The sequence below is a fragment of the Enorma massiliensis phI genome (assembly GCF_000311845.1).
Taxonomy (GTDB): Bacteria; Actinomycetota; Coriobacteriia; order Coriobacteriales; family Coriobacteriaceae; genus Enorma; species Enorma massiliensis.
The window spans coordinates 1044755-1064927 of the sequence record NZ_HE978574.1; the positions used below are offsets into that span (position 1 = coordinate 1044755).

14 protein-coding genes are annotated in these 20173 nt (G+C 62.2%); 9 read left to right on the plus strand and 5 right to left on the minus strand.

Features of this window, described 5'->3' with window-relative positions; all coding sequences use genetic code 11:
• Nucleotides 1-124: 124 nt before the first annotated feature.
• Complete coding sequence (locus tag HGEM_RS04360; RefSeq protein WP_019128191.1) at nucleotides 125-385, plus strand: hypothetical protein; 261 nt, start codon at nucleotides 125-127, stop codon at nucleotides 383-385.
• A gap of 112 nt (nucleotides 386-497) precedes the next feature.
• Nucleotides 498-2441, plus strand: a complete 1944-nt coding sequence (locus tag HGEM_RS04365) for an amylosucrase (protein WP_019128192.1) — start codon at nucleotides 498-500, stop codon at nucleotides 2439-2441.
• Nucleotides 2442-2511: 70 nt separating this feature from the next.
• Here HGEM_RS04365 and HGEM_RS04370 read toward each other — a convergent pair whose 3' ends face one another.
• Complete coding sequence (locus tag HGEM_RS04370; protein ID WP_019128193.1) at nucleotides 2512-3366, minus strand: AraC family transcriptional regulator; 855 nt, start codon at nucleotides 3364-3366, stop codon at nucleotides 2512-2514.
• A 416-nt stretch (nucleotides 3367-3782) separates the two neighbouring features.
• Here HGEM_RS04370 and HGEM_RS04375 point away from each other — a divergent pair, with 416 nt between their 5' ends.
• The 4 genes from HGEM_RS04375 to HGEM_RS04390 are packed head-to-tail and all read left to right on the plus strand — an operon-like array spanning nucleotide 3783 to nucleotide 7924.
• Nucleotides 3783-4892: an ABC transporter ATP-binding protein gene (locus HGEM_RS04375; RefSeq protein ID WP_019128194.1), complete on the plus strand. Its 1110-nt coding sequence runs from the start codon at nucleotides 3783-3785 to the stop codon at nucleotides 4890-4892.
• 21 nt (nucleotides 4893-4913) lie between these two features.
• Nucleotides 4914-6197: an ABC transporter substrate-binding protein gene (locus tag HGEM_RS04380; RefSeq protein WP_019128195.1), complete on the plus strand. Its 1284-nt coding sequence runs from the start codon at nucleotides 4914-4916 to the stop codon at nucleotides 6195-6197.
• A gap of 12 nt (nucleotides 6198-6209) precedes the next feature.
• Nucleotides 6210-7079: a carbohydrate ABC transporter permease gene (locus HGEM_RS04385; protein ID WP_019128196.1), complete on the plus strand. Its 870-nt coding sequence runs from the start codon at nucleotides 6210-6212 to the stop codon at nucleotides 7077-7079.
• The gene (locus HGEM_RS04390) at nucleotides 7079-7924 is read left to right on the plus strand and encodes a carbohydrate ABC transporter permease (RefSeq protein WP_019128197.1); all 846 of its coding nucleotides are present in this window, start codon (nucleotides 7079-7081) and stop codon (nucleotides 7922-7924) included. Before HGEM_RS04385 ends, HGEM_RS04390 begins: the two co-directional genes overlap by 1 nt.
• 173 nt (nucleotides 7925-8097) lie before the next feature.
• Here the strand turns inward: HGEM_RS04390 and HGEM_RS04395 are convergent, their stop codons facing one another.
• Genes HGEM_RS04395 through HGEM_RS04410 form a run of 4 tightly spaced genes read right to left on the minus strand, consistent with a single transcriptional unit; the run spans nucleotide 8098 to nucleotide 14740 of the window.
• Entirely contained in the window at nucleotides 8098-9801 is a 1704-nt protein-coding gene (locus tag HGEM_RS04395) for a glycoside hydrolase family 13 protein (RefSeq protein WP_019128198.1), read from the minus strand.
• Between the two features lie 36 nt (nucleotides 9802-9837).
• Nucleotides 9838-12102 (minus strand): glycogen/starch/alpha-glucan phosphorylase, encoded by a 2265-nt coding sequence (locus tag HGEM_RS04400; protein ID WP_019128199.1) that lies wholly within the window; start codon nucleotides 12100-12102, stop codon nucleotides 9838-9840.
• Between the two features lies 1 nt (nucleotide 12103).
• Nucleotides 12104-13657, minus strand: coding sequence for a 4-alpha-glucanotransferase (gene malQ, locus HGEM_RS04405; RefSeq protein WP_051008437.1), 1554 nt, complete (start codon nucleotides 13655-13657; stop codon nucleotides 12104-12106).
• Nucleotides 13658-13675: 18 nt separating this feature from the next.
• Nucleotides 13676-14740 (minus strand): LacI family DNA-binding transcriptional regulator, encoded by a 1065-nt coding sequence (locus HGEM_RS04410; protein WP_019128201.1) that lies wholly within the window; start codon nucleotides 14738-14740, stop codon nucleotides 13676-13678.
• Nucleotides 14741-15259: 519 nt separating this feature from the next.
• On the opposite strand from HGEM_RS04410, the gene HGEM_RS04415 reads away from it, so the two are divergent.
• The 3 genes from HGEM_RS04415 (at nucleotide 15260) to HGEM_RS04425 (ending at nucleotide 20110) form a co-directional block, all read left to right on the plus strand.
• The gene (locus tag HGEM_RS04415) at nucleotides 15260-17455 is read left to right on the plus strand and encodes an alpha-galactosidase (protein ID WP_019128202.1); all 2196 of its coding nucleotides are present in this window, start codon (nucleotides 15260-15262) and stop codon (nucleotides 17453-17455) included.
• Between the two features lie 106 nt (nucleotides 17456-17561).
• Entirely contained in the window at nucleotides 17562-19523 is a 1962-nt protein-coding gene (locus HGEM_RS04420; RefSeq protein ID WP_019128203.1) for a BMP family ABC transporter substrate-binding protein, read from the plus strand.
• Nucleotides 19520-20110 carry a metallophosphoesterase family protein gene (locus tag HGEM_RS04425; protein ID WP_019128204.1) on the plus strand — a complete coding sequence of 197 codons (591 nt, stop codon included), beginning with the start codon at nucleotides 19520-19522 and terminating at the stop codon, nucleotides 20108-20110. The genes HGEM_RS04420 and HGEM_RS04425 overlap by 4 nt, the downstream gene beginning before the upstream one ends.
• Nucleotides 20111-20173: the final 63 nt, after the last annotated feature.

Here is a 20173-nt window from a genome sequence, read left to right on the forward strand (position 1 = left end):
AGGCAAAGCGAGCATCGGTTATAACGGACATGCCTCAATCTGGGCCTCGCGTCGTATAATGGGCCATGCGTTCGCTCGTTTGCCTGCTCCGATCGCGTTCGGTTCGGCACAGAGGAAGGTTGCTATGCGAAAAGACATCGCCTCGATCGTTATCGGAGTTGCCGCGATGGCCGTCTCCTTTTGCCCGTTCATTCCGATCCAGCTCATCGGTGCCGTTGCCGCCGTTGTCGGATTCCGGCTCGCGCGGGAGGCGCGACGCGAGGACTATCGGCGCGACCTGACGTGCTCCATCGGAACGGTGGCGTCCATCGCCGGAGTGGTTCTGTGTCTTCTTACGCCCGTCGTCTATCTCGTTGGGCAAATCATCTTGCTCGTCGCGGGCTAAGGGCGCTATAGTAATTAGCGGCGACAAACATACGCGTTCGAAAGCTCGAACCGCTTCGGCGTTGTAACCGGCGGCACGCTCAGGCCGCCCTGTCTCGTTTTCGAGGGAGCGTATGTCGTCATCATCGAAGAAATCCATTGCCGCACCGAAATCCATGACCGCATCGAATGCGCCCGCCGCACGCGGCAAGGCGGCGCCCACGAAGTCGCCCGCGCGGCCCGCGCGCGATTCCGTGTTCGAATCCCGGCTCGCGCGCCACCATGATGAGCTTCGCTGGCTCTACATGGAGCTTTACGACAACGGCGACATGTTCGCTGAGCTCATCGACCGCATGCGACGCTTCTCGGACGAGCGCTCAGAAGCGCTCCGGAAGCTCGATATCGTGCGCGAGCAGGAGGGCGCGTGGTACCGGAGCCAAGACATGCTCGGCATGCAGATGTATATCGACAACTTCGCCGGCACCATCAAGGGCGTCGAGGACAAGCTTTCCTATCTCGAGCGTTGCCATGTGAACTACATCCACCTCATGCCGTTCCTCGATACCCCGTCCGACAAGAGCCGTTCCGATGGCGGCTATGCGGTAAAGGATTTCCGCCGCGTGCAGCCGGGGCTCGGCACGATGGACGAGCTCGCGCACCTCGCCTCCGCCTGTCATGAGCGGGGCATGAGCCTGTGCATGGACTTCGTGATGAACCATACGTCCGAAGAGCACGAATGGGCCCGCCGCGCGCGGGCGGGCGAGGGCGAGTACATGAGCAGGTACTTCTTCGAATCCAATCAAGAGGTGATCGACCAGTACTCTCGCGATGTGCCGCAGGTGTTCCCCACCACGGCGCCGGGTCACTGGACCTATCTGCCCGAGCTTGGGCAATGCGTCATGACGCAGTTCTACCCGTACCAATGGGACCTCAACTACAGGAACCCCCGCGTCTTCAACGAGATGATGTACAACTTCCTGTATCTGGCGAATCAGGGCATCGATATCATGCGCCTCGATGCGGTTCCCTATATCTGGAAGCAGCTTGGCACCAACTGCCGCAACCTTCCGCAGGTCCATACGCTCGTGCGCATGATGCGTATGATCGGAGAGGTCGTGTGCCCCGGGGTTGCGTTGTTGGGCGAGGTCGTGATGGCTCCCGTCGAGGTTGTTCCGTACTTCGGTACCGTTGAAAAGCCTGAGTGCCACATGCTGTACAACGTGACGACCATGGCGACTACCTGGCATACCGTAGCCACAGAAGATACGCGCCTCCTGCGCCAGCAGCTCGATGCGGTCTGCACCCTGCCCAAGGAGTACACCTTCCTTAACTACCTGCGCTGTCACGACGACATAGGGTGGGGCCTCGATTACCAGACGCTTAGAGGTTGGGGCCAAGAGGAGGTGCCGCATAAGCGGTACCTGAACGACTACTTCTTGGGCAACATCCCCGGAAGCCCGAGCCGTGGGGCGCTCTACAACGCCGATCCGGTTACGGGGGACGCGCGCTTCTGCGCCACGACGGCTTCCATGTGCGGCATCGAGGCCGCGGGCTTCGAGGGCAATGCCGAGGCTATGGAAGTTGCCGTGCGCAAGGACCTCATGCTCCACGCCTATATGTTCACGCAATCGGGTTTGCCGATCATCTACAGCGGAGACGAGGTCGGCCAGGTCAACGACTATGCTTATCGGGACGATCCCGAGAAAGCGGATGATTCGCGCTATATCCATCGCGGACAGTTTTCGTGGGAGCTGGTTGCGAACATCGAGCAGGCGGGAACGGTTCAGAGCCAAATCTTCGCCGGGCTCGACGAGCTCGAACGCATCCGGCGCGAGGACCCCGTCTTCGGGTCTGAGGCAGCATGGTATCCGAAGGACTATAGCGATCCGGCGGTACTTTGGATCGTGCGCGAGCGCGGCGAGGAAACGCTTCATGCCGTGTTCAACTTCAGTGGTTCGAGCAAGACCATCTGGATGCCCGAGCGCGCGCGGTATAGGAACCTCATATCCGGCGAACAGGCGGAGCTCGAGACATTCGAGCTTCCAGCCTGGGAGTTTGCCTGGTACGAGCGCCAATAGGCAGCATGCAGCGGGGCGAGAGGTCTTCTCCCGCCCCGCCATGTGAAATCAGGACAGAGGGAATTTCACCTTAGCGAACGGTGTGCTGCTGGCGCCAGGTGCGCGGGGATGTGCCGTAGGTGTTGCGGAACGCCCGCGAGAAGTGCAGCTGGTTTGGATAGCCCACAGAGCGCCCGACCTCTCCGATGGAAAGCGATGAGAGCTTAAGGAGCTCGCATGCTTTTTCCATGCGGTATCCGATGAGGAACTGCTGCGGCGACACGCCCATGCCCTCTTTGAAGACCTTGCCGAAGTAGCTTCGATTGAGCCCGATATACCGGGCGATGTCTTCGATGCTCACATCTGCCTGGTAGTTCTTCTCGATAAAGGAAAGGGCGCTGTCGATATAGAAGCCATGCAGCTTGGTGGTTTGAGGGATGCGATGCGACTCTGCGGACCGCAAGAATGCGTCGAAGAAGAGGTACGTGCACCCCACGAGATATAGGGGGGAGTCGTTTCTGTGCTCGAGTATGCGCCTCATGGTGCCGAGCATCTCGTCGCGAGCTTCCGGGTCGACCATTCGATAGATGGGGCTCGTAGGGGAGAACCCGATGTGGTCAAGCGAAGCTTTTACATGCGAGCCGTCAAATTCAATCCAGATGTATTCCCATGGGTCGATGAGGTCGGCAACGTAGGTCGTGGTCTGCCCGGGAAAGATAAGGAACCCTTCGCCGGCCTTGATGTCGTAGAATGCCTGGCTCCCCGATTCGTTGATTGCGGTAAGCGAGCCGGATCCTTGGATGATGTAATGAAAGAGATAGTGGCTCCGGCGCGCGGGACCGAAGGCGTGGCCGGCTACGCAGACTTCGCGTCCGTACTGATACGGGACGAGATCGGTAAAAATACCGCCTTCAAACGTCGAGAACTCGACTTCATGTGCTCTCACGGTCTCGCCTCCTGGCTCACGGTCTTGCTTAGTAATATATCATAATGCTAAACAGTATGTACTATGATATATAATATCGCAATATAAACTGTTTTTTGGTATACGGCCTTATATTGAGATACTCCATCCCCATCATAGACGGTTTTATCTCGATAGGATAGATGACCTGCTGAAATTCTTTGCGCTAAATCTTACTGCCATGCCGTTCACGTAATAATAGCTACCATTTAACGAAAACTTAGCATATTATCAATAATTCATCAGTGCGATATACCTGCGCGAACAATAAGATTGTATATAAATATACCTAAATACATGGACTTCCTAGCAAAAAGATAATTTTTTACCATGCTGCATGGAACGCTTTGTCTGTCGCCATGTACAAAGCAAGGACTTGCGATGGAAGGGGTCGCTCGATGGCTGGACTTTCACTCGAACACATTGGCAAGACGTACCCAAATGGCTTTGAGGGGGTGAAGGACTTCAATCTCGAGATCGAGGACAAGGAGTTTATCATCTTCGTCGGTCCCTCGGGCTGCGGCAAATCCACGACGCTCCGCATGATTGCCGGCTTGGAAGACATCACCTCCGGCACGCTGAAGATCGATGGCAGGGTGGTGAACGACGTTGAGCCGGCCGACCGAGACATCGCCATGGTCTTCCAGACCTACGCGCTTTACCCGCATATGACGGTCTACGACAACATGGCTTTCCCGTTGAAGCTCCGCAAGGTCCCGCAGGCCGACATCGACAAGGCCGTGCACGAGGCCGCGCGCATCCTTGACCTTGAGAAGCTTCTCGATCGCAAGCCGTCTGCCCTTTCCGGTGGCCAGCGCCAGCGTGTCGCCATGGGCCGCGCCATCGTGCGTCGTCCCAAGGTTTACCTCATGGACGAGCCGCTCTCCAACCTCGATGCGAAGCTCCGCGTGCAGATGCGCGCCGAGATCTCGAAGCTGCATGATCGCCTGGGCGCCACCATCATCTACGTCACGCACGACCAGACCGAGGCCATGACGCTCGGCACCCGCATCGTCGTGATGAAGGACGGCGTGATGCAGCAGGTCGATACCCCGTCCAAGCTGTATAGCGAGCCCTGCAACCTGTTTGTGGCCGGTTTCATCGGCTCCCCGCAGATGAACTTCATCGACGCCACGGTGGTCGAGAAGGACGGCGCGGTGGCCCTTACCTTTGGATCGAACGCTGTCACCCTGCCCGATGCCAAGGCGGCCGCGCTCAAGCCGTACGCGGGCAAGGTCGTCGTCATGGGCATCCGCCCCGAGGACGTGGTGGAGGAGCACGAGTACGCCGAGGGCAAGGCGCTCTCCGAGCAGATCGACGCGACGGTGACCGTCTACGAGCTCCTGGGCTCCGAGGCCATGATCTACGGCGACGTGGACGGCGGCCAGATCTCCGCCCATATCTCGGCGAGCAACCCCGTCCGCACCGGCAACCGCATCAAGGTCGCCTTCGATGTCGACAAGCTGCACGTGTTCGACAAGGACACCGAGCTCGCCATCGTTCACTAGCATTCGGGAGGAGGGCAAAGCATGCTTACCAAGCCAATTTCGCGCCGCTCGCTCCTGGGGCTCTCGGCTGCGGGGGCGGCGTCGCTCATGCTCGGCGGCTGTTCCGAGACACGCTCGGACGGCAAGACCGAGGTTGAATTCGTCTCGTACAAGCGCGAGGCGGTCAGCATCTTCGAGGCGCTCATGGCGGAGTTCAACGAGTCGAACGACCATATCTACCTCAACTTCACCAGCCCCAACGATGCCGTGACCATCATGAAGACGCGCTTCGTGCGCGAGGACTACCCCGACGTGGTGGCCATCGGCGGCGACGCCTCGTACGCCGACTTCGTGGACTCGAACATCCTAGCCGACATGACCGAGTATCCGGGCATGGCGCAGGTGCAGCAGGCCTATCAGGACATCATGAAGAGCGTCACCTACGTGCCCATGGACGGCATCTACGGCGTGCCCTACATCGCCAACGCCGCGGGCATGCTCTACAACAAGGACATGTTCGCCGAGAAGGGCTGGGACATCCCCGAGACCTGGGACGAGTTCATCGCGCTGTGCGAAGAGATCAAGGCGGAGGGCGAGGTGCTGCCGCTGTATCTCGGATTCCTCGATACGTGGACCATCCTCTCGCCGTGGAACTCCATCTTGGTCGACCTGGTGCCGCAAGACCATATCCGCAAGGTGAACGCTGGCGAGGCGAAGTTCGCCGACTACTATCGCGAGCCCGCCGAGAAGCTCTACCAGCTGCTGCAGTATGGTGAGGAAGGCCCGTTCGCCTACAGCTATGAGGACGCCTGCACCGCGTTCGCGCGCGGCCAGAGCGCCATGTTCCCCTGCGGCTCGTTCGCGGTTCCCCAGATCCTCTCGGCCAACCCCGACATGAACGTGGGCCTCTTCGCCATGCCCGCCGCCGACGATCCCGAGGACCGTCTCGTCGTTTCCGGCGTGGACCTATGCTGGAACATGACGGTGGCGAACGAGGATCACCGCGAGCTGGTCTATGAGGTCATCGACTTCTTGAACGAGCCCGACAACCTCCAGACCTATTGCGACGACCAGAAGGCCATTCCCTGCATCGAGGGCGATTTCACACTCGACCCGCTCTTCGACGACATCCAGGAGTTCCTCGATGCGGGCAAGGTCATCGACTATCCCGACCACTCGTATCCCTCCGGCATGGCGTGCGACGGACGGCTCCAGGCCTTCCTCATGGACGGCGACGTGGACGCGTTCCTGGAGAACTGGGACTCGCTGTGGCAGCGCTACAACAAGACGGTCATCCGCAAGGTGCAGGAAGCCGCGCAGGAGTAAGGGGGTATACACATGGCTCAAACCGCAAAGGCCAAGATCGGGTCGGCACGCAATCGCACGTTCATGGCGATTCTCATCCCCGTCTTGGTGATCTTCGTTCTCTTCAATACGATCCCGCTCATCACGGGCTTCTTCTACAGCTTCACGGACTCCAAGGGCTATGGCTCGTTCAGCATCGTGGGCATCCAGAACTACATCGACCTGTTCACCGATACGCGCGTGCTCAACTCGTATCTCTTCACGTTCAAGGTCGCTGTCGTTGCCACGATCCTCACGAACGTGATCAGCCTGACGCTCGCGATAGGCCTCTCGAGCAAGATCAAGTTCAAGAGCGCGCTCCGCGGCGTGTACTTCGTGCCCCGCATTCTCGGCGGCCTGGTCGTGGGCTACGTCTTCAGCTACTTCTTCACCTACATCCTGCCGGCCCTCACCGGTACCGCCTCGATGCTCGCGAGCACCGAGTGGGCCTGGGTCGCGATCGTGGTCGTGCTGGTGTGGCAGGCGTGCGCGCAGACGACCATCATCTACATCACCGGGCTTTCCTCCGTTCCCGAGGACGTCTACGAGGCGGGCGCGCTTGACGGCGCGACCGGCTGGGATAAGTTCCGCTACATCACGTTCCCGCTCATCATGCCCTCTATTACCACCAACATGGTGCTCGTCATGAAGGACATGCTCATGGTGTTCGACCAGATCGTGTCCATGACCTCCGGCGGCCCGGCGCAGTCCACCGAGTCCATCTCGTACCTTATCTACCAGAACGGTCTCAACAACAGCCAGTTCGGGTTCCAGTGCGCCAACGCGGTGATCTTCTTCATCCTCATCGCTGTGGTCTCGATCCTGCAGACCAAATTCTTGAACAGTAAGGAGGAGCAGCTCTAATGGCAAAGGCAAAAGTCAAGGAGCGGGTCAACTGGCCTGTGACCATCCTGCTCATCGTGGGTCTCATCACCATCGTCTTCCCGCTGTACATGGCGGTCGTCATCGCGTTCAAAGATCCGTCCGAGATGACCAACGACATCGCGGGAATCCTGTCGCTGCCGAGCACGTGGAGCCTCGACAACTTCATCGAGGCCATGCGGGTCACCGACTTCTTCCGGTCGTTCATGAACTCGCTCATCATCACGGTTGCCGCCGTGGTCGTGTCGATCCTCGTGCACAGCCTCGCGGCATACGCCATCGGGCGCAACATGGATCGCAAGAAGATCTTCAAGGTTTCCTACTACTTCATCATCGCCGGCATGTACGTGCCGTTCGCGATCCTCATGATGCCGCTCGTCAAGCAGACCGCCGTGATGCACCTCGACAACATGGTGGGCGTCATGGTGCTCTACGTGGTCTTCTACATGCCCATGAACATGATGCTCTACACGGGCTACCTGCGTAACGTCCCCGTTGCGCTCGAGGAGGCCGCGCGCGTGGACGGCGCGAGCACCTGGACGACGTATTGGAAGATCATCTTCCCGCTCATGAAGCCCATGCATGCGACCGTCGCCGTTATCACCGGCCTGGCCGTGTGGAACGACGTCATGACCCCGCTCGTCATCATGGGCGGCTCGGGCGTGAACACCCTGCCGCTCGCGCAGATGAACTTCCAGACCGCGTTCGCGACGAACTACAACCTGGCGTTCGCTTCGTACCTGCTTGCCATGCTCCCCATGATCATCTTCTACATCGTGGCGCAGAAGCAGATTATCGGCGGCGTCACCAACGGTGCCGTGAAGTAGCGCTTACAGATTCGCTCGCTTCATGCAGCGCGCCCGCAGCTCCGAGAAGCTGCGGGCGCGCTTTGCGTTGGGCAGAAAAAACCGGGCTGCGAGCCACATGGATAGCGGCTTGCAGCCCGGGGCTGAGCGCGCCTGTGCTATGCCTGCCGGCGCGCGGCGTATCGTCTGCGTCTCTAGGCGCAGGCGATCCAAGCGGAAGCGTCTTGGGGAAGCTTGCCATCGACGAGCTCAGCGGAGGCGATGAGCACCTCTCCTGCGGGCAGTGCTGCAGGCGCCGCTCCGAAGTTCGTCATGCTCACGAGTGTGCGGCCGTCGGCAAGCGGGCGCTGGTAGGCAACCACGTCGCCTGCGTTGGCTTCGTCCCACGCGAGCGATGTATCGCCCGTGGGCACGATCAGCGCGCGACGAAGCGCGAGGGCGGCACGGTAGAAGCTGAGCATCGAAGCCTCGTCGCCCTCTTCGACGTCGACGGCGAACTGGGCGAACCACGCCGGTTGCGGAAGGTGCGGGGCGGCGTGGTCGGCAGGGCCGGAGAAGCCGAAGTCGCCTGTCGCATCGAGCGATGTCCACGGGAGCGGAACGCGGCACCCGTCGCGCCCCTTGATGGCGTCACCGTGAGCGGTCATCTGCGCCTGAGGGTCCTCGAGCGCCCCCCACGGGATATCGGCGACCTCAAAGAGGCCGAGCTCCTCGCCCTGATAGAGATAGACCGATCCAGGGAGCCCGAGCTCCATGAGGAGCGCCGCGCGAGAGCGCCGGGTGCCCGCCTCGCGGTCCTCGTAGTAGGTCGTGCCGTCGCGCAGCAGCCAGTCGGTTGCAATCTGGTGGTGGGTGCTCGAAGGCACCTGCGGAAGGGCGAACCGGGTTGCGTGGCGCGGGACATCGTGGTTGGAGAGGACCCATGTGGTCGTCGACTTCGAGCGCTCGGCAGCATCGAGGCCCTCCTCGATGGCGAGCCGGAAGTCGGCGGCGAACCAGTTCTTCTTGGCGAATTCGAAGTTGAAGACCTGGCCAAGCTCATCGGTGGAGGCGTACATCCACTGATGCTCGGGCGCTACCCATGCTTCGCCGACTGCAAAGCGCGCCGGCTCGTACTCGTTGAACACCTGGCGCCACTCGCGGTAGATGTCGTGGACCTCCGGGCGATCCCAGAGCGGGTTCTCGTCGTCGCTGCCGCTCTGAGCGAGGCTCGATTGGCCGGGGTCGTCGGGCCAGTCTTCAAGCGGGCGGCTGTCGATATCCTTGGCAAGCGCATGGGCCACATCGATGCGGAAGCCGTCGGCGCCGCGGTCGCTCCAGAAGCGCAGAGTGGTTTTGAAGTCCTCGTGGACCTCGGGGTTCTTCCAGTTGAGGTCGGCCTGCTCTACAGCGAAGAGGTGCAGATACCATTCGCCGTCGCCAACCGGCTCCCATGCAGGGCCGCCGAAGGTCGACTTCCAGCCGTTGGGGGGCAGCTCCCCATGCTCGCCCCGACCCGGACGGAAGATGAAGCGGTCGCGCTCCGGAGAGCCGGGGCCCGCTGCGAGCGCCGCGCGGAACCATTCGTGCTCGGTGGACGTATGGTTGGGCACGATGTCCACGATCACCTTCATGCCGGCGGCGTGGGCGGCTTCAGCCATCTTGTCGAAGTCTTCGAGCGTGCCCAGGCGCGGGTCCACGTCGCGGTAGTTCGCCACATCGTATCCGCCATCGATAAGGGGAGACGGGTAGAACGGCGAGAGCCAGATGGCATCGACGCCAAGCGCGGCCAGGTAATCGATCTTTGCCGTGACGCCTGCGATGTCGCCTAGGCCGTCCCCGTTGGCGTCGTAGAAGCTGCGCGGGTACACCTGGTACACTACCGCCTGCTTCCACCAATCAGCATGTGCGTTGGTCATGAAAAGCTCCTTTCAACCGTTGGGCGCACGCCCCAGCTAACCCAGATGCCAGATCTCGTCGTTGTATTCGCGAATCGTTCGGTCCGACGAGAAGAAACCTGATGTCGCGATGTTCACGAGCATCTTGCGCCCCCATGCCGCTCGGTCTTCGTAGTCGGCGAGGCAGCGCTCCTTGGTGGCCGCGTAGTCCCGAGCATCGAGCAGGGCCATGAAGTAGTCCTTCGCCACGAAGTCTCTGTACACGCGAGCGAGTGCGGCGGCATTGCCGCATGCGAGAAGCTCGGGCGAGACGATGAAGTCGATCGCCTCGGCCATCTCGGGATCGTGTTGCCAGAGGTCCCATGGGTGGTAGCCACCCGTCTCGTAGAGCTCAATGACCTCTTCGGACGAGCGGCCGAAGAGATAGATGTTCTCTGCGCCCACGAGGTTGGCGATCTCGACGTTCGCGCCGTCGAGCGTGCCGAGCGTCACGGCGCCGTTTGCCATGAACTTCATGTTCGAGGTGCCGCTGGCCTCCTTTGATGCGAGCGAGATCTGCTCGGAGATGTCTGCGGCGGGAATGAGGTGCTCGGCAGCGGTGACGTTGTAGTTCTCGACCATCACAAGGCGCAGCCAGGGCGAGACCGCGGGGTCGCGCTCGATGAGGCGCGAGAGTGCGAGCAGCAGCGCGATGGTGTCTTTGGCGAGCTCGTAGGCGGGTGCGGCCTTCGCGGCGAATATCATGGTGACGGGGCGCGTGGGAACGTTTCCACGTTTGATGCGCAGATACTTCCAGATGGCGTAGAGGGCGTTCATCTGCTGGCGCTTGTACTGGTGCATGCGCTTGATCTGGATATCGAAGACGGATTCGGGATCGACCTTGATGCCCTGCGTCCGCTGCAGCCAGGATGCGAGCGCGCGCTTGTTGTGCTGCTTGATCGCTTCGAGCTCGCCGGTAAGCGCGTCGGCATCGGCTACCGAGAGCAGGCCGCTCAGCCGCTGGGCGTCAGTTACCCAGCCATCGCCGATTCGCTCGGTGATGCAGCGGGCGAGTGCGGGGTTGGCGTCGAGGAGCCAACGCCTGAAGGTGATGCCGTTGGTCTTGTTGGAGAACTTGTCGGGGTAGAGCTCTGCGAAGGGGCGCATCTCGGAGCTCGTGAGGATATGGGTGTGGAGCGCCGCCACGCCGTTCACCGCATGGCAGAAGTGAACGTCCATATGGGCCATGTGCACGCAGTCGCTCGAATCGATGACGGCAACGCGCTCGTCGTTGCTGCGGGATCGGGCGCGCTCATCGAGCTTGCGGATGATGGGCACGATGCCGGGGGCCACTTGCTCGATGAAGCGCATGGGCCATGTTTCGAGCGCCTCGGCGAGGATGGTGTGGTTCGTGTAGGCGCAGGTGCGCTCGATCACATCGGCCGCCTGGTCGAATGGCATGCCGTCTTCCATGAGAAGCCTGATCATCTCGGGGATGACCATCGAGGGGTGCGTGTCGTTGATGTGGATTGCCGCGTAGCGGTCAAGCTCCGAAGGCTGGTGCCCGCGCTCCGCAAGCTCGCTCAATATGAGCTGTGCCCCTGCCGAGATCATGAAGTACTGCTGGTATACGCGCAAAAGACGCCCTTCCTCGGTGGAATCGTCGGGGTAGAGGAACGAGGTGAGCTGATGCGCCACATCGGATGCATCGAACGCGATGCCGTTTTCGGGTGCGGGCGCAGGGTCGATGACATCGAAGAGATGCAGGCGGTTGCACACGCCGTTCTTGTAGCCGGGAATCTGGATGTCGAACATGCGGGCCGAAAGGTCGCCCGAGCCGAAGGGCACCGTGAACGAGGAGCCCGTCTCGATGAGCCAGGAATCCGGCTCGATCCAGGGATTCGGCTTTTCGAGCTGCACGCCCTGCGAAAGGTCCTGGCGGAAGAGGCCGAAGTGGTAGTTGAGCCCCATGCCGTCGCCGGGAAGGCCAAGCGAGGCGATGGAGTCGAGAAAGCATGCCGCTAGGCGCCCCAGCCCGCCGTTGCCGAGCGAGGGTTCGGGCTCGCGGTCCTCGACCTCGGCGAGTGAGGTCCCGTGCTCGGCGAGTATGCGCTCGGCATCGTCGAGCAGGCCGAGGTTCTGCAGGTTTGCCCGGAGGAGCCTGCCGATGAGGAACTCAGCGGAGAAGTAGTAGAGCTTTCGGTCGCCCTGCGCCGGTTTCTGCTTGAGCTCGACGTCGCGGGTAACGCGCAGAAGCGCGCAAAACAGCTGTTCCGGGCTTGCTTGGTCGAGGTTCGTCCCCATGGCGTCGAGCGTGCTTGCCAGGCTGGTTTCGAGGTCCATGTTAGTCCTCCTTGCTCGTGGGTTCTGCGGCGCCGTTCGCGGCGGTTGCCACGCGCGCCTCATCGGCTGGAATGCGGTGATAGAGGTGGAGTTGGTGGCGCAGGCGCGCTGCGAGCGATCTGCTCGCAAAGCCGGGACGCGCCCGCCAAGTCCAATTGCCTCCAAGGGTTGAAGGGGTGTTGATGCGCGCCTCGCTGCCGAGTTCCAGCACGTCTTGCATCTGCACGACGGCGAGTTCCGAGGCGCTCGCCCAGATGCCGCGCATCATGCCCCAGCCCTCGCCCTCGCGGTCGTCGAGACGGAGGTACTCGCGTGCCGTGCGGGTATCGGGCGCGGGTGCGTTGGCAAGCCATCCGAGCGCGGTGTCGTTATCGTGGGTGCCAACGTAGGCCACGCTGTTTTCGGGATACGCGAACGGAAGATAGGTGTCGTCTCCGGCCTCGGAATCGCGCGTGTCGAAGGCGAATTCGAGCACCTTCATGCCGGGGAACCCGGTGTCGTCGAGGAGTTGGCGCACCGACGGGGTGAGGTATCCCAGGTCTTCTGCCACGATGCTCACATCGCCCACGGCAAACCTCAGCGCTTGGAAGAGCGCCTTGCCCGGGCCTTTCCGCCAGCGTCCTCCCGCAGCGGTTGCCGCCCCGGTGGGGATGGCGAAATAGGAGTCGAAGCCGCGGAAATGGTCGATGCGCAGGATGTCGTAGAGGCGCAGCTGGAACGAGATTCGGTCGATCCACCAAGCGTAGCCTTCCGCTTTCATGCGGTCCCATGCGAAGAGTGGGTTCCCCCAGATCTGCCCGATGGCCGAGAACCCGTCGGGGGGAACGCCGGCGATCTCGGTGGGGCGCAGCTCTTCGTCGAGCTGGAACTGCTCGGGGTGCGCCCAGACGTCCGCGCTGTCGAGGGCTACATAGAAGGGGAGGTCTCCCATGATGCGGATGCCTGCAGTCCTGGCGTAGATGCGCAGGCTCTCCCACTGGCGGAAGAACAGGCACTGGACCGCCTGCCAGAAACGCACGCGGTCGGCGAGCTCCATGCGCGCGCGAGCGAGCTCGACGGGCTGGCGATGACGGAGCGCTGCCTCCCAGGTGTTCCACGAGGCACCGCCATGGGCTTCCTTGAGGGCCATGAAGAGGGCATAGTCATCCAGCCAGGAGGCCTCACGCTTGCAGAAGGCGTAGAACTCGTCGGGGTGCATGCTGGCAAGCCGCCGCGCTGCGCGGGCGAGCACATCGAAGCGCGCCTCGTATAGCGCGCCGTAGTCTACGCGGTCGGCCTGGGAGCTCCAGGTGCGGCCGGCGTACTCCGTGCGGTCGAGAAGGCCTTCGGCGGCGAGGTCGTCGAGGTCGATGAGGTAGGGATTGCCCGCATACGTGGAAAACGATTGGTAGGGCGAATCGCCGTAGCTCGTGGGCACGATGGGTAGAACCTGCCAGACCGATACGCCTGCCTCGGCGAGGAAATCGATAAACGAGCGCGCTTCTGCACCCATGGTGCCCACGCCCCACGGCGAGGGAAGCGCGGTGATGGGCATGAGGATTCCGGCTCTTCTCATGAGGACGGTTCCCTTCTCTTAGCGGTGCAGCCGGTGCGTATCGTGGGCGGCGGCGAGAAGGTTCGCGACGCCGCTGGTGTTGGGTGCGCCCACGCTCTCCTGCTCGAGGATGTCGAAGGGGGCAAGCTCGTGCAGGGCTTGCGCGGGCCCCTGCATGCCTTGGAGGAGCAGGTCCACGCTGTGGTCTGCGAGGGCATCGGTATCCTGGCGCACGGTGGTGATGCGAGGGACGGAGTAGCGCGAGAGCGCGGTGCCGTCGAAGCCCATGATGGAGAGGGTGCCGGGAACGCTGCCCCCTCGGTCGTAGATGGCGCGGATGGCGCCAAAGGCGATGACGTCTCCAAGCGCAAGGACGGCGGTAAGGTCCGGGGAGCGCCAGAGAAGCCTTCCGATGGCGCGGTATCCCGCCTCTTCGGTGAAGTCGCAGGGCTCATAATCCTGGTCGCGGCTGAAGACGATGCCGTGGGCCATGAGCGCGCTCTCCGCGCCCTCGAGGCGGCGCCCGCCGATCTGTTCCGGGGAGCGCGTGCCGCCGAGGATGCCGATGCGGCGGTGGCCGGCGGCATGGAGGTAATCGATCGCGCGCGCGGCGGCTGCCTCGTTATCGATCGTAACGCTCGAGAGATTCTCGAAGCCAAGGCCCTCTGCGGTGTTGGTGATAAGCACGCTCGGCACCGTAATCTGGCCGAAGGCCTCGCGGAAGTAGGTGCGCTCGCCACCAAGGAACAGCATCGCCTTGGGATGGCGCGTCTGCTGGTAGCCGATGGCGAACTGGACCTCGTTGGCATCGTCTTCCAGGTGCGTGACGGCCACCTCTTCGCCCAGGGCCCAGAATCGCGCCTGGATGCGGGTGAGAATGTCACCGAAGAGCCGGTTGCTCGTTCCCATGACGAAGACGGCGACGGGGGAGGGCGAGCGCATCTTGAGGTAGCGCGCATTGGTGTTGGGCTCGTACCCGCAGGCGTCCATCACGGCGAGGATGCGCTCGCGTGCTTGGTCGCTCACGTTGGATTGGCCGTTGATGACGCGCGAAACCGTGCTGACGCCGTAGCCGGCACGCTCCGCGATGTCCCTGATGTTCATGCCCCTCCTTATGCCTGTGTTATGGAAACGGTTCCATAAATCTGTACTATAGGCTAAATAACGTTGGTAGATAGTTCATGGAAACGGTTCCATAACTTAGTCACAGTTTCATCACATATCGAGTGACGGGGCTGGATTGCCGCGCTGCGACCCGCGGTTTTCCGCACGTTGTCAAGCGCTGCCCTCGCGCTGCACGCTGCGACCCGCTCGATTCTGCCTCACTGAATGCTGCGCTCCGAGAGGCGCCAAGCTATTTCGCATGCCACGCCCTGCCCAACATCGCCTCTCGCCGGACGCCGGGCCCTCCGAGCCGCACCTCGCCGAACGCTGGGCCGCGCCAGCCCGATAAGTTTGCTAAGCTTGTGTTGGTTCACTCTGCGATTTATTGCGAGGTATGCGCGTTTATAATGCAACGGGCAGGGTTTTGCCTGCTTGACCGAGGTGTCGTTCGGGTGGCGGCTGCGGCTGCTTCCCCTTGGGCGCCCACACCGCGTGAGCATCAACTAAAGGGGAGGTATCATGCCGATCGTCGTTGACGAAGAGACAAAGATCTTCACCATCAAAACCAAGAACTCGACGTACCAGATGCAGGCCGATTCGTACGGCTTTTTGCTGCATCTGTATTACGGGGCACGCACGGACGGCTATATGGCCTATTTGGTGACCTACGCCGACCGGAGCGGAATGTGCGGCTGCCCCTACGATGTTCACGACCGCACGTACTCGCTCGACGTGCTGCCCCAGGAGTACCCCTTCCAAGGCGCGGGAGACATGAGGAGCCCCTTGCTGGTCGTTCGCGACGACCACGGCGCGTTCGGCTGCGACCTTCGCTACCGCGATTACGAGATTCGGCCCGGCAAGTACGACCTTCCCGGGCTTCCCGCGGTCTATAGCGAGGATGAGTCGGATGGAGCTGAGACGCTCGTCATCCGCCTTGCCGACGAGCGCGTGGGCATTACCGTTGAGTTGCTATACGGCGTGCTCCCCGAGATAGATATCATCACGCGCGCCGCGATCATCAAGAACGAAGGCACCGGCGTCGTAACGGTCGACCGTGCCCAGACGGCATGCCTCGACTTCGTGCACGGTGAGTACGACGTTATCTCCTTCTACGGGCGCCATGCCATGGAGCGCACCCCGGATCGCCACCATGTTGGCCATGGGACCTTCTCGGTGGGAAGCCGTCGCGGCATGTCTTCCAACCAGTACAGCCCGGTGATGGTGCTCTGCGATGAGCGGGCAACGGAATCTACGGGTCGTGCTTGGGGCATGAACTTCGTCTATAGTGGTGGGTTCGAGGCCGAGGTCACATGCGAGCAGTACAACCAGACGCGCATGCAGATGGGCCTTTCCGACGACCGGTTCTCCTATCCGCTTGCTCCGGGCGAGCAGCTGGTCGCGCCCGAGGTCATCATGACCTACTCGAATGCGGGCATCGAGCGCGTCTCCCAAAACTTCCACCGCTGCATCCGCAAGCACGTATGCCGCGGTACGTGGCGCGACCGTCCGCGTCCGGTGCTGCTCAACAGCTGGGAGGCCTTCTATTTCGATTTCACGGGCGAGAGCCTGGTGCGCCTCGCCGAACAGGCCGCAAGCCTGGGTATCGAGATGCTCGTCATGGACGATGGCTGGTTCTCCACGCGGCGCGATGATTTCCGGGCGCTCGGCGACTGGACGGTGAATGAGGGGAAGCTCGGCGGCACCCTGAAGGATCTCGTTGACCGCGTGAACGATTTGGGGCTCAAGTTCGGCATCTGGGTGGAGCCGGAGATGGTGAGCGAGGACAGCGAGCTCTACCGCGAACATCCCGACTGGGTGCTCGCGGTGCCGGGGAAGGGCCCCGTGCTCGGTCGCGACCAGCTCGTGCTCGACCTCTCGCGCGAGGAGGTGCGCGACAACCTTTATGCGCAGCTTTGCGCTGTGCTCGATCAGGCCAACATCGAGTACGTGAAGTGGGATTACAATCGCAGCATCGTGGACACCTATTCCCGCGCATCGAACGATCAGGGCAAGGTGCTCTACGACTACATGCTCGGCCTGTACGACCTGCTCGAGCGTCTCGTCCAGCGCTATCCCCGGATTCTCTTCGAGGGTTGCTCTGCGGGCGGCGGCCGGTTCGATGCGGGCATGCTCTACTACACGCCGCAGATCTGGACGAGCGACAACACCGATGCCATCAATCGCCTGACCATCCAGTACGGCACCTCGTTCGGCTTCCCGGCGTCTGCCATGGGCGCGCACGTCTCGGCATGCCCCAACGAGGTCAACGGGCGCGAGACGCCCATCACGACGCGCGGCATCGTTGCCATGCAGGGGGGCGGCTTCGGCTACGAGCTCGATCTGCTCAAGCTTCCTGAGCGCGCCTGCGAGCACATCCGCAATCAGGTGAAGCGCTATCACGAGGTCGAGGACCTGGTGCGCGAGGGCCTGTTCTTCCGCCTGAGCTCCCCGCTTACGGATGCCGTGTGCGCGTGGGAGTACGTTGCCGAGGACGGGTCCCGTGCCGTGGTGAGCGCAGTGCTGCTCTCGGTTAACGGGTACGGCGTAGCGAACTATGTCGTTCCGCGCGGCCTCACCCCGGGGGCGCTCTATCGGAATCTGGACACGGGCGTGGTCTATCCGGCCGACGCCCTCATGGATGCTGGATTCCCCTTGCCGGTGGGGCTCGACGCGAATGCTGCGGTGATGTATCGCTTCGAGCGTGTCGACGTCTAGCAGGGGATGGTTGCGCGCCGTCTGCCTGCGGGCTGTTCGAGCACGCTGATCGGTAGGGGCGCTGCCGCCGGTGGTGCCGGACCGCGAAACGAGTGAGGTGGGGAAGATGCTCGACGATTATCGCCGTGCGCGCAAGCTCGGCCATAAGCAGCTTCAGACGGACGTTTCTGCGGGCCGCTACCCGTACCTGCCCGCCCTCGACGATATCCTCAAGGGCGAGGGGTACCAGGGCGAGGTTCCCATGGGCACGATGGAGATCGATATCGACCTCATCGCGGGCACGCGCACGCGCGGGCGTCAGAACACCTTCGCGACGAACTTCATGCCCCTGCCCGAGAGCGGCTCAGAGTTCTCGATGAAGTGGAGCGACCTCATCGACTCGCAGCGCGCTGAGGGCATACGCGACCCCATCGTCGTCTATGAGTTCATGCAGCGCTTCTACGTGCAGGAGGGCAATAAGCGCGTTTCCGTTTTGCGCTATCTGGGGCAGCCGACGATTCTCGCGTCCGTTACGCGCGTGGTGCCCATGCCCTCCGATACCGAGGCCTATCGCATCTACCAGGAGTTCATGCGCTTCTTCAACGTAGCGCCCATCTACGGCATCGTGTTCACCCGCGAGGGCGACTACGTGCGGCTGGCGGCGTTTGCTGGGCAGGACCTCGATCATGCCTGGCCGCAGGAGGTCGTGCGCGATTTCCGCTCCGCGTTCGAGACGTTCCTCGGCGCCTTCCGCAAACGCGGGGGTGAGCATCTGGGGCTCACGGCGGGGGAGGCCTTCCTTGCCTACCTTGTCGTCTTCGGCTATGAGGAGGCGGTGCGCGCGCTGCCGAGCGAGGTCGATCAGAACGTTGAGCGCATGTGGGGCGAGTTCGTCGTCAAGCGCGACGGCGGCAAGGTGGCCTATCTGGAAGACCCGCGCTCGAGCCGCGCTGCCATCATTCCCGAGCTCAAGAACCTCTATAAGGATGTCGTGCGCTCGAAGCCGTTCCGGGCTTCGTTCATTTACGGGGAAAACCCACTCGTTGACGGCTGGACGGCCCTCCATGAGCAGGGGCGCTTCGAGCTTGAGCGGCGCCTGGGGGCGACCATCTCGACCCGAGCCTACCGCGATTGCGTCGATGCGACCGATTTCGACCTTGCCGTGGACGACGCGCTGGCCGAGGGGTCCGATCTCATCGTGACCATCGCGCCCACCCAGATGCGCGACAGCCTGCGTGCCGCGGTAGCGCATCCGGAATGCACGTTCATCAACTGCTCGGTGAGCCTCTCGCATAGCGCGGTGCGCACGTTCAGCATCCGCTTGTACGAGGCGAAGTTCCTACTCGGAGCGCTCGCAGCGAGCATGGCGGAAAACCATAAGGTCGGCTATGTTGCCGAGACCCCAGTCTTCGGCAGCGTGTCTGAGATCAACGCCTTCGCCATCGGCGCGGCCATGGTCGACCCGCTCGTGACCGTCTATCTCAAGTGGTTCTCGGCGAAGGATTACGATTGGAAGCGAGAGCTTGCCGAGGAAGAGGTGCGGATCGTCTCGGCGCGAGACTATCCCAACCCGGCGGACCCGGGCGAGGCATGGGGGCTCTACCGCGTGGAGGAGGACGGTACGACCACGCACCTTGCCGAGCCCGTGCTGAAATGGGGGCGCTACTACCAGCTCATCGTGCAGTCTATCCGCAGCGAGACGTGGCACAAAGAGCAGAGCGAGCTTTCGGGCCTTGCGCTCAATTACTGGTGGGGAATGTCTTCCGGCGTGCTCGATGTGGGGCTCTCGGACGGGCTGCCCTATGGCCAGCGAGCGCTCATCGAGGTGCTGCGGCAGTCGGTGCTCACGCGGCGCATCGATCCCTTTGCCGGCGAGCTTGCAAGCCAAGAGGGCCCGGTGAAGGCCGCCGAGGCGGGCCGCCTTTCGAGCGAAGAGATCGTGCGCATGAGCTGGCTCAATGCGAACGTGGTGGGCCGTTTGCCCGAGCAGCGCGAGCTTTCCGAGGAGGGCCTTGAGAAGGTGGAGGTCAGCGGGCTCATTCCCGTCGATGTCGCGAAGCTTCCGCATAAGGGGACGACGCTCGCATGAAGATCCTCGCCATCGCAGACGTTGAGCAGAGCTGGCTGACGACGGGCTTTGATCCGGAGCGCCTGCGCGGCGTGAACATGATCATCTCGTGCGGCGATCTGCCGGCGCGCTACCTCGAGCACGTGGTCACGATGGCCAACCTCCCGCTCCTCTATGTTCCGGGAAACCACGACACCGCCTATCGTTCGCACGCGCCGGAGGGTTGCGATAGCATCGACGGCCGCATTCGCGAGGTGGCCGGCGTGCGCATCATGGGGTTCGGCGGGTCCATGCGCTATAACGAGCGCGTCTACGGGTTTACCGAGCAGGAGATGCGCAGGCGCGTGATGCGCCTTGCGTTTCAGGCGAAGCTCACCGGCGGCGTGGATATCGTGGTGACCCATGCGCCGCCGTACGGCTATGGCGACATGGACGATTACGCGCACACCGGTTTCGATGCCTTCAACACCGCGATCGAGATTCTGCGGCCAGCCTATCTCGTTCACGGGCACATCCATATGGAGTACGGGCGCATCGATCGCGTGATCGAGCATCCCGCCGGCACGCGTATCGTCAACGCGTGCGGCTCCTATATGTTCGACCTGTAGCGCTGCCCAGCGGCATGTCCCCGTGTGGAAGCCCTTGTGTGATACGTCCCTGCGTTCGGGCGC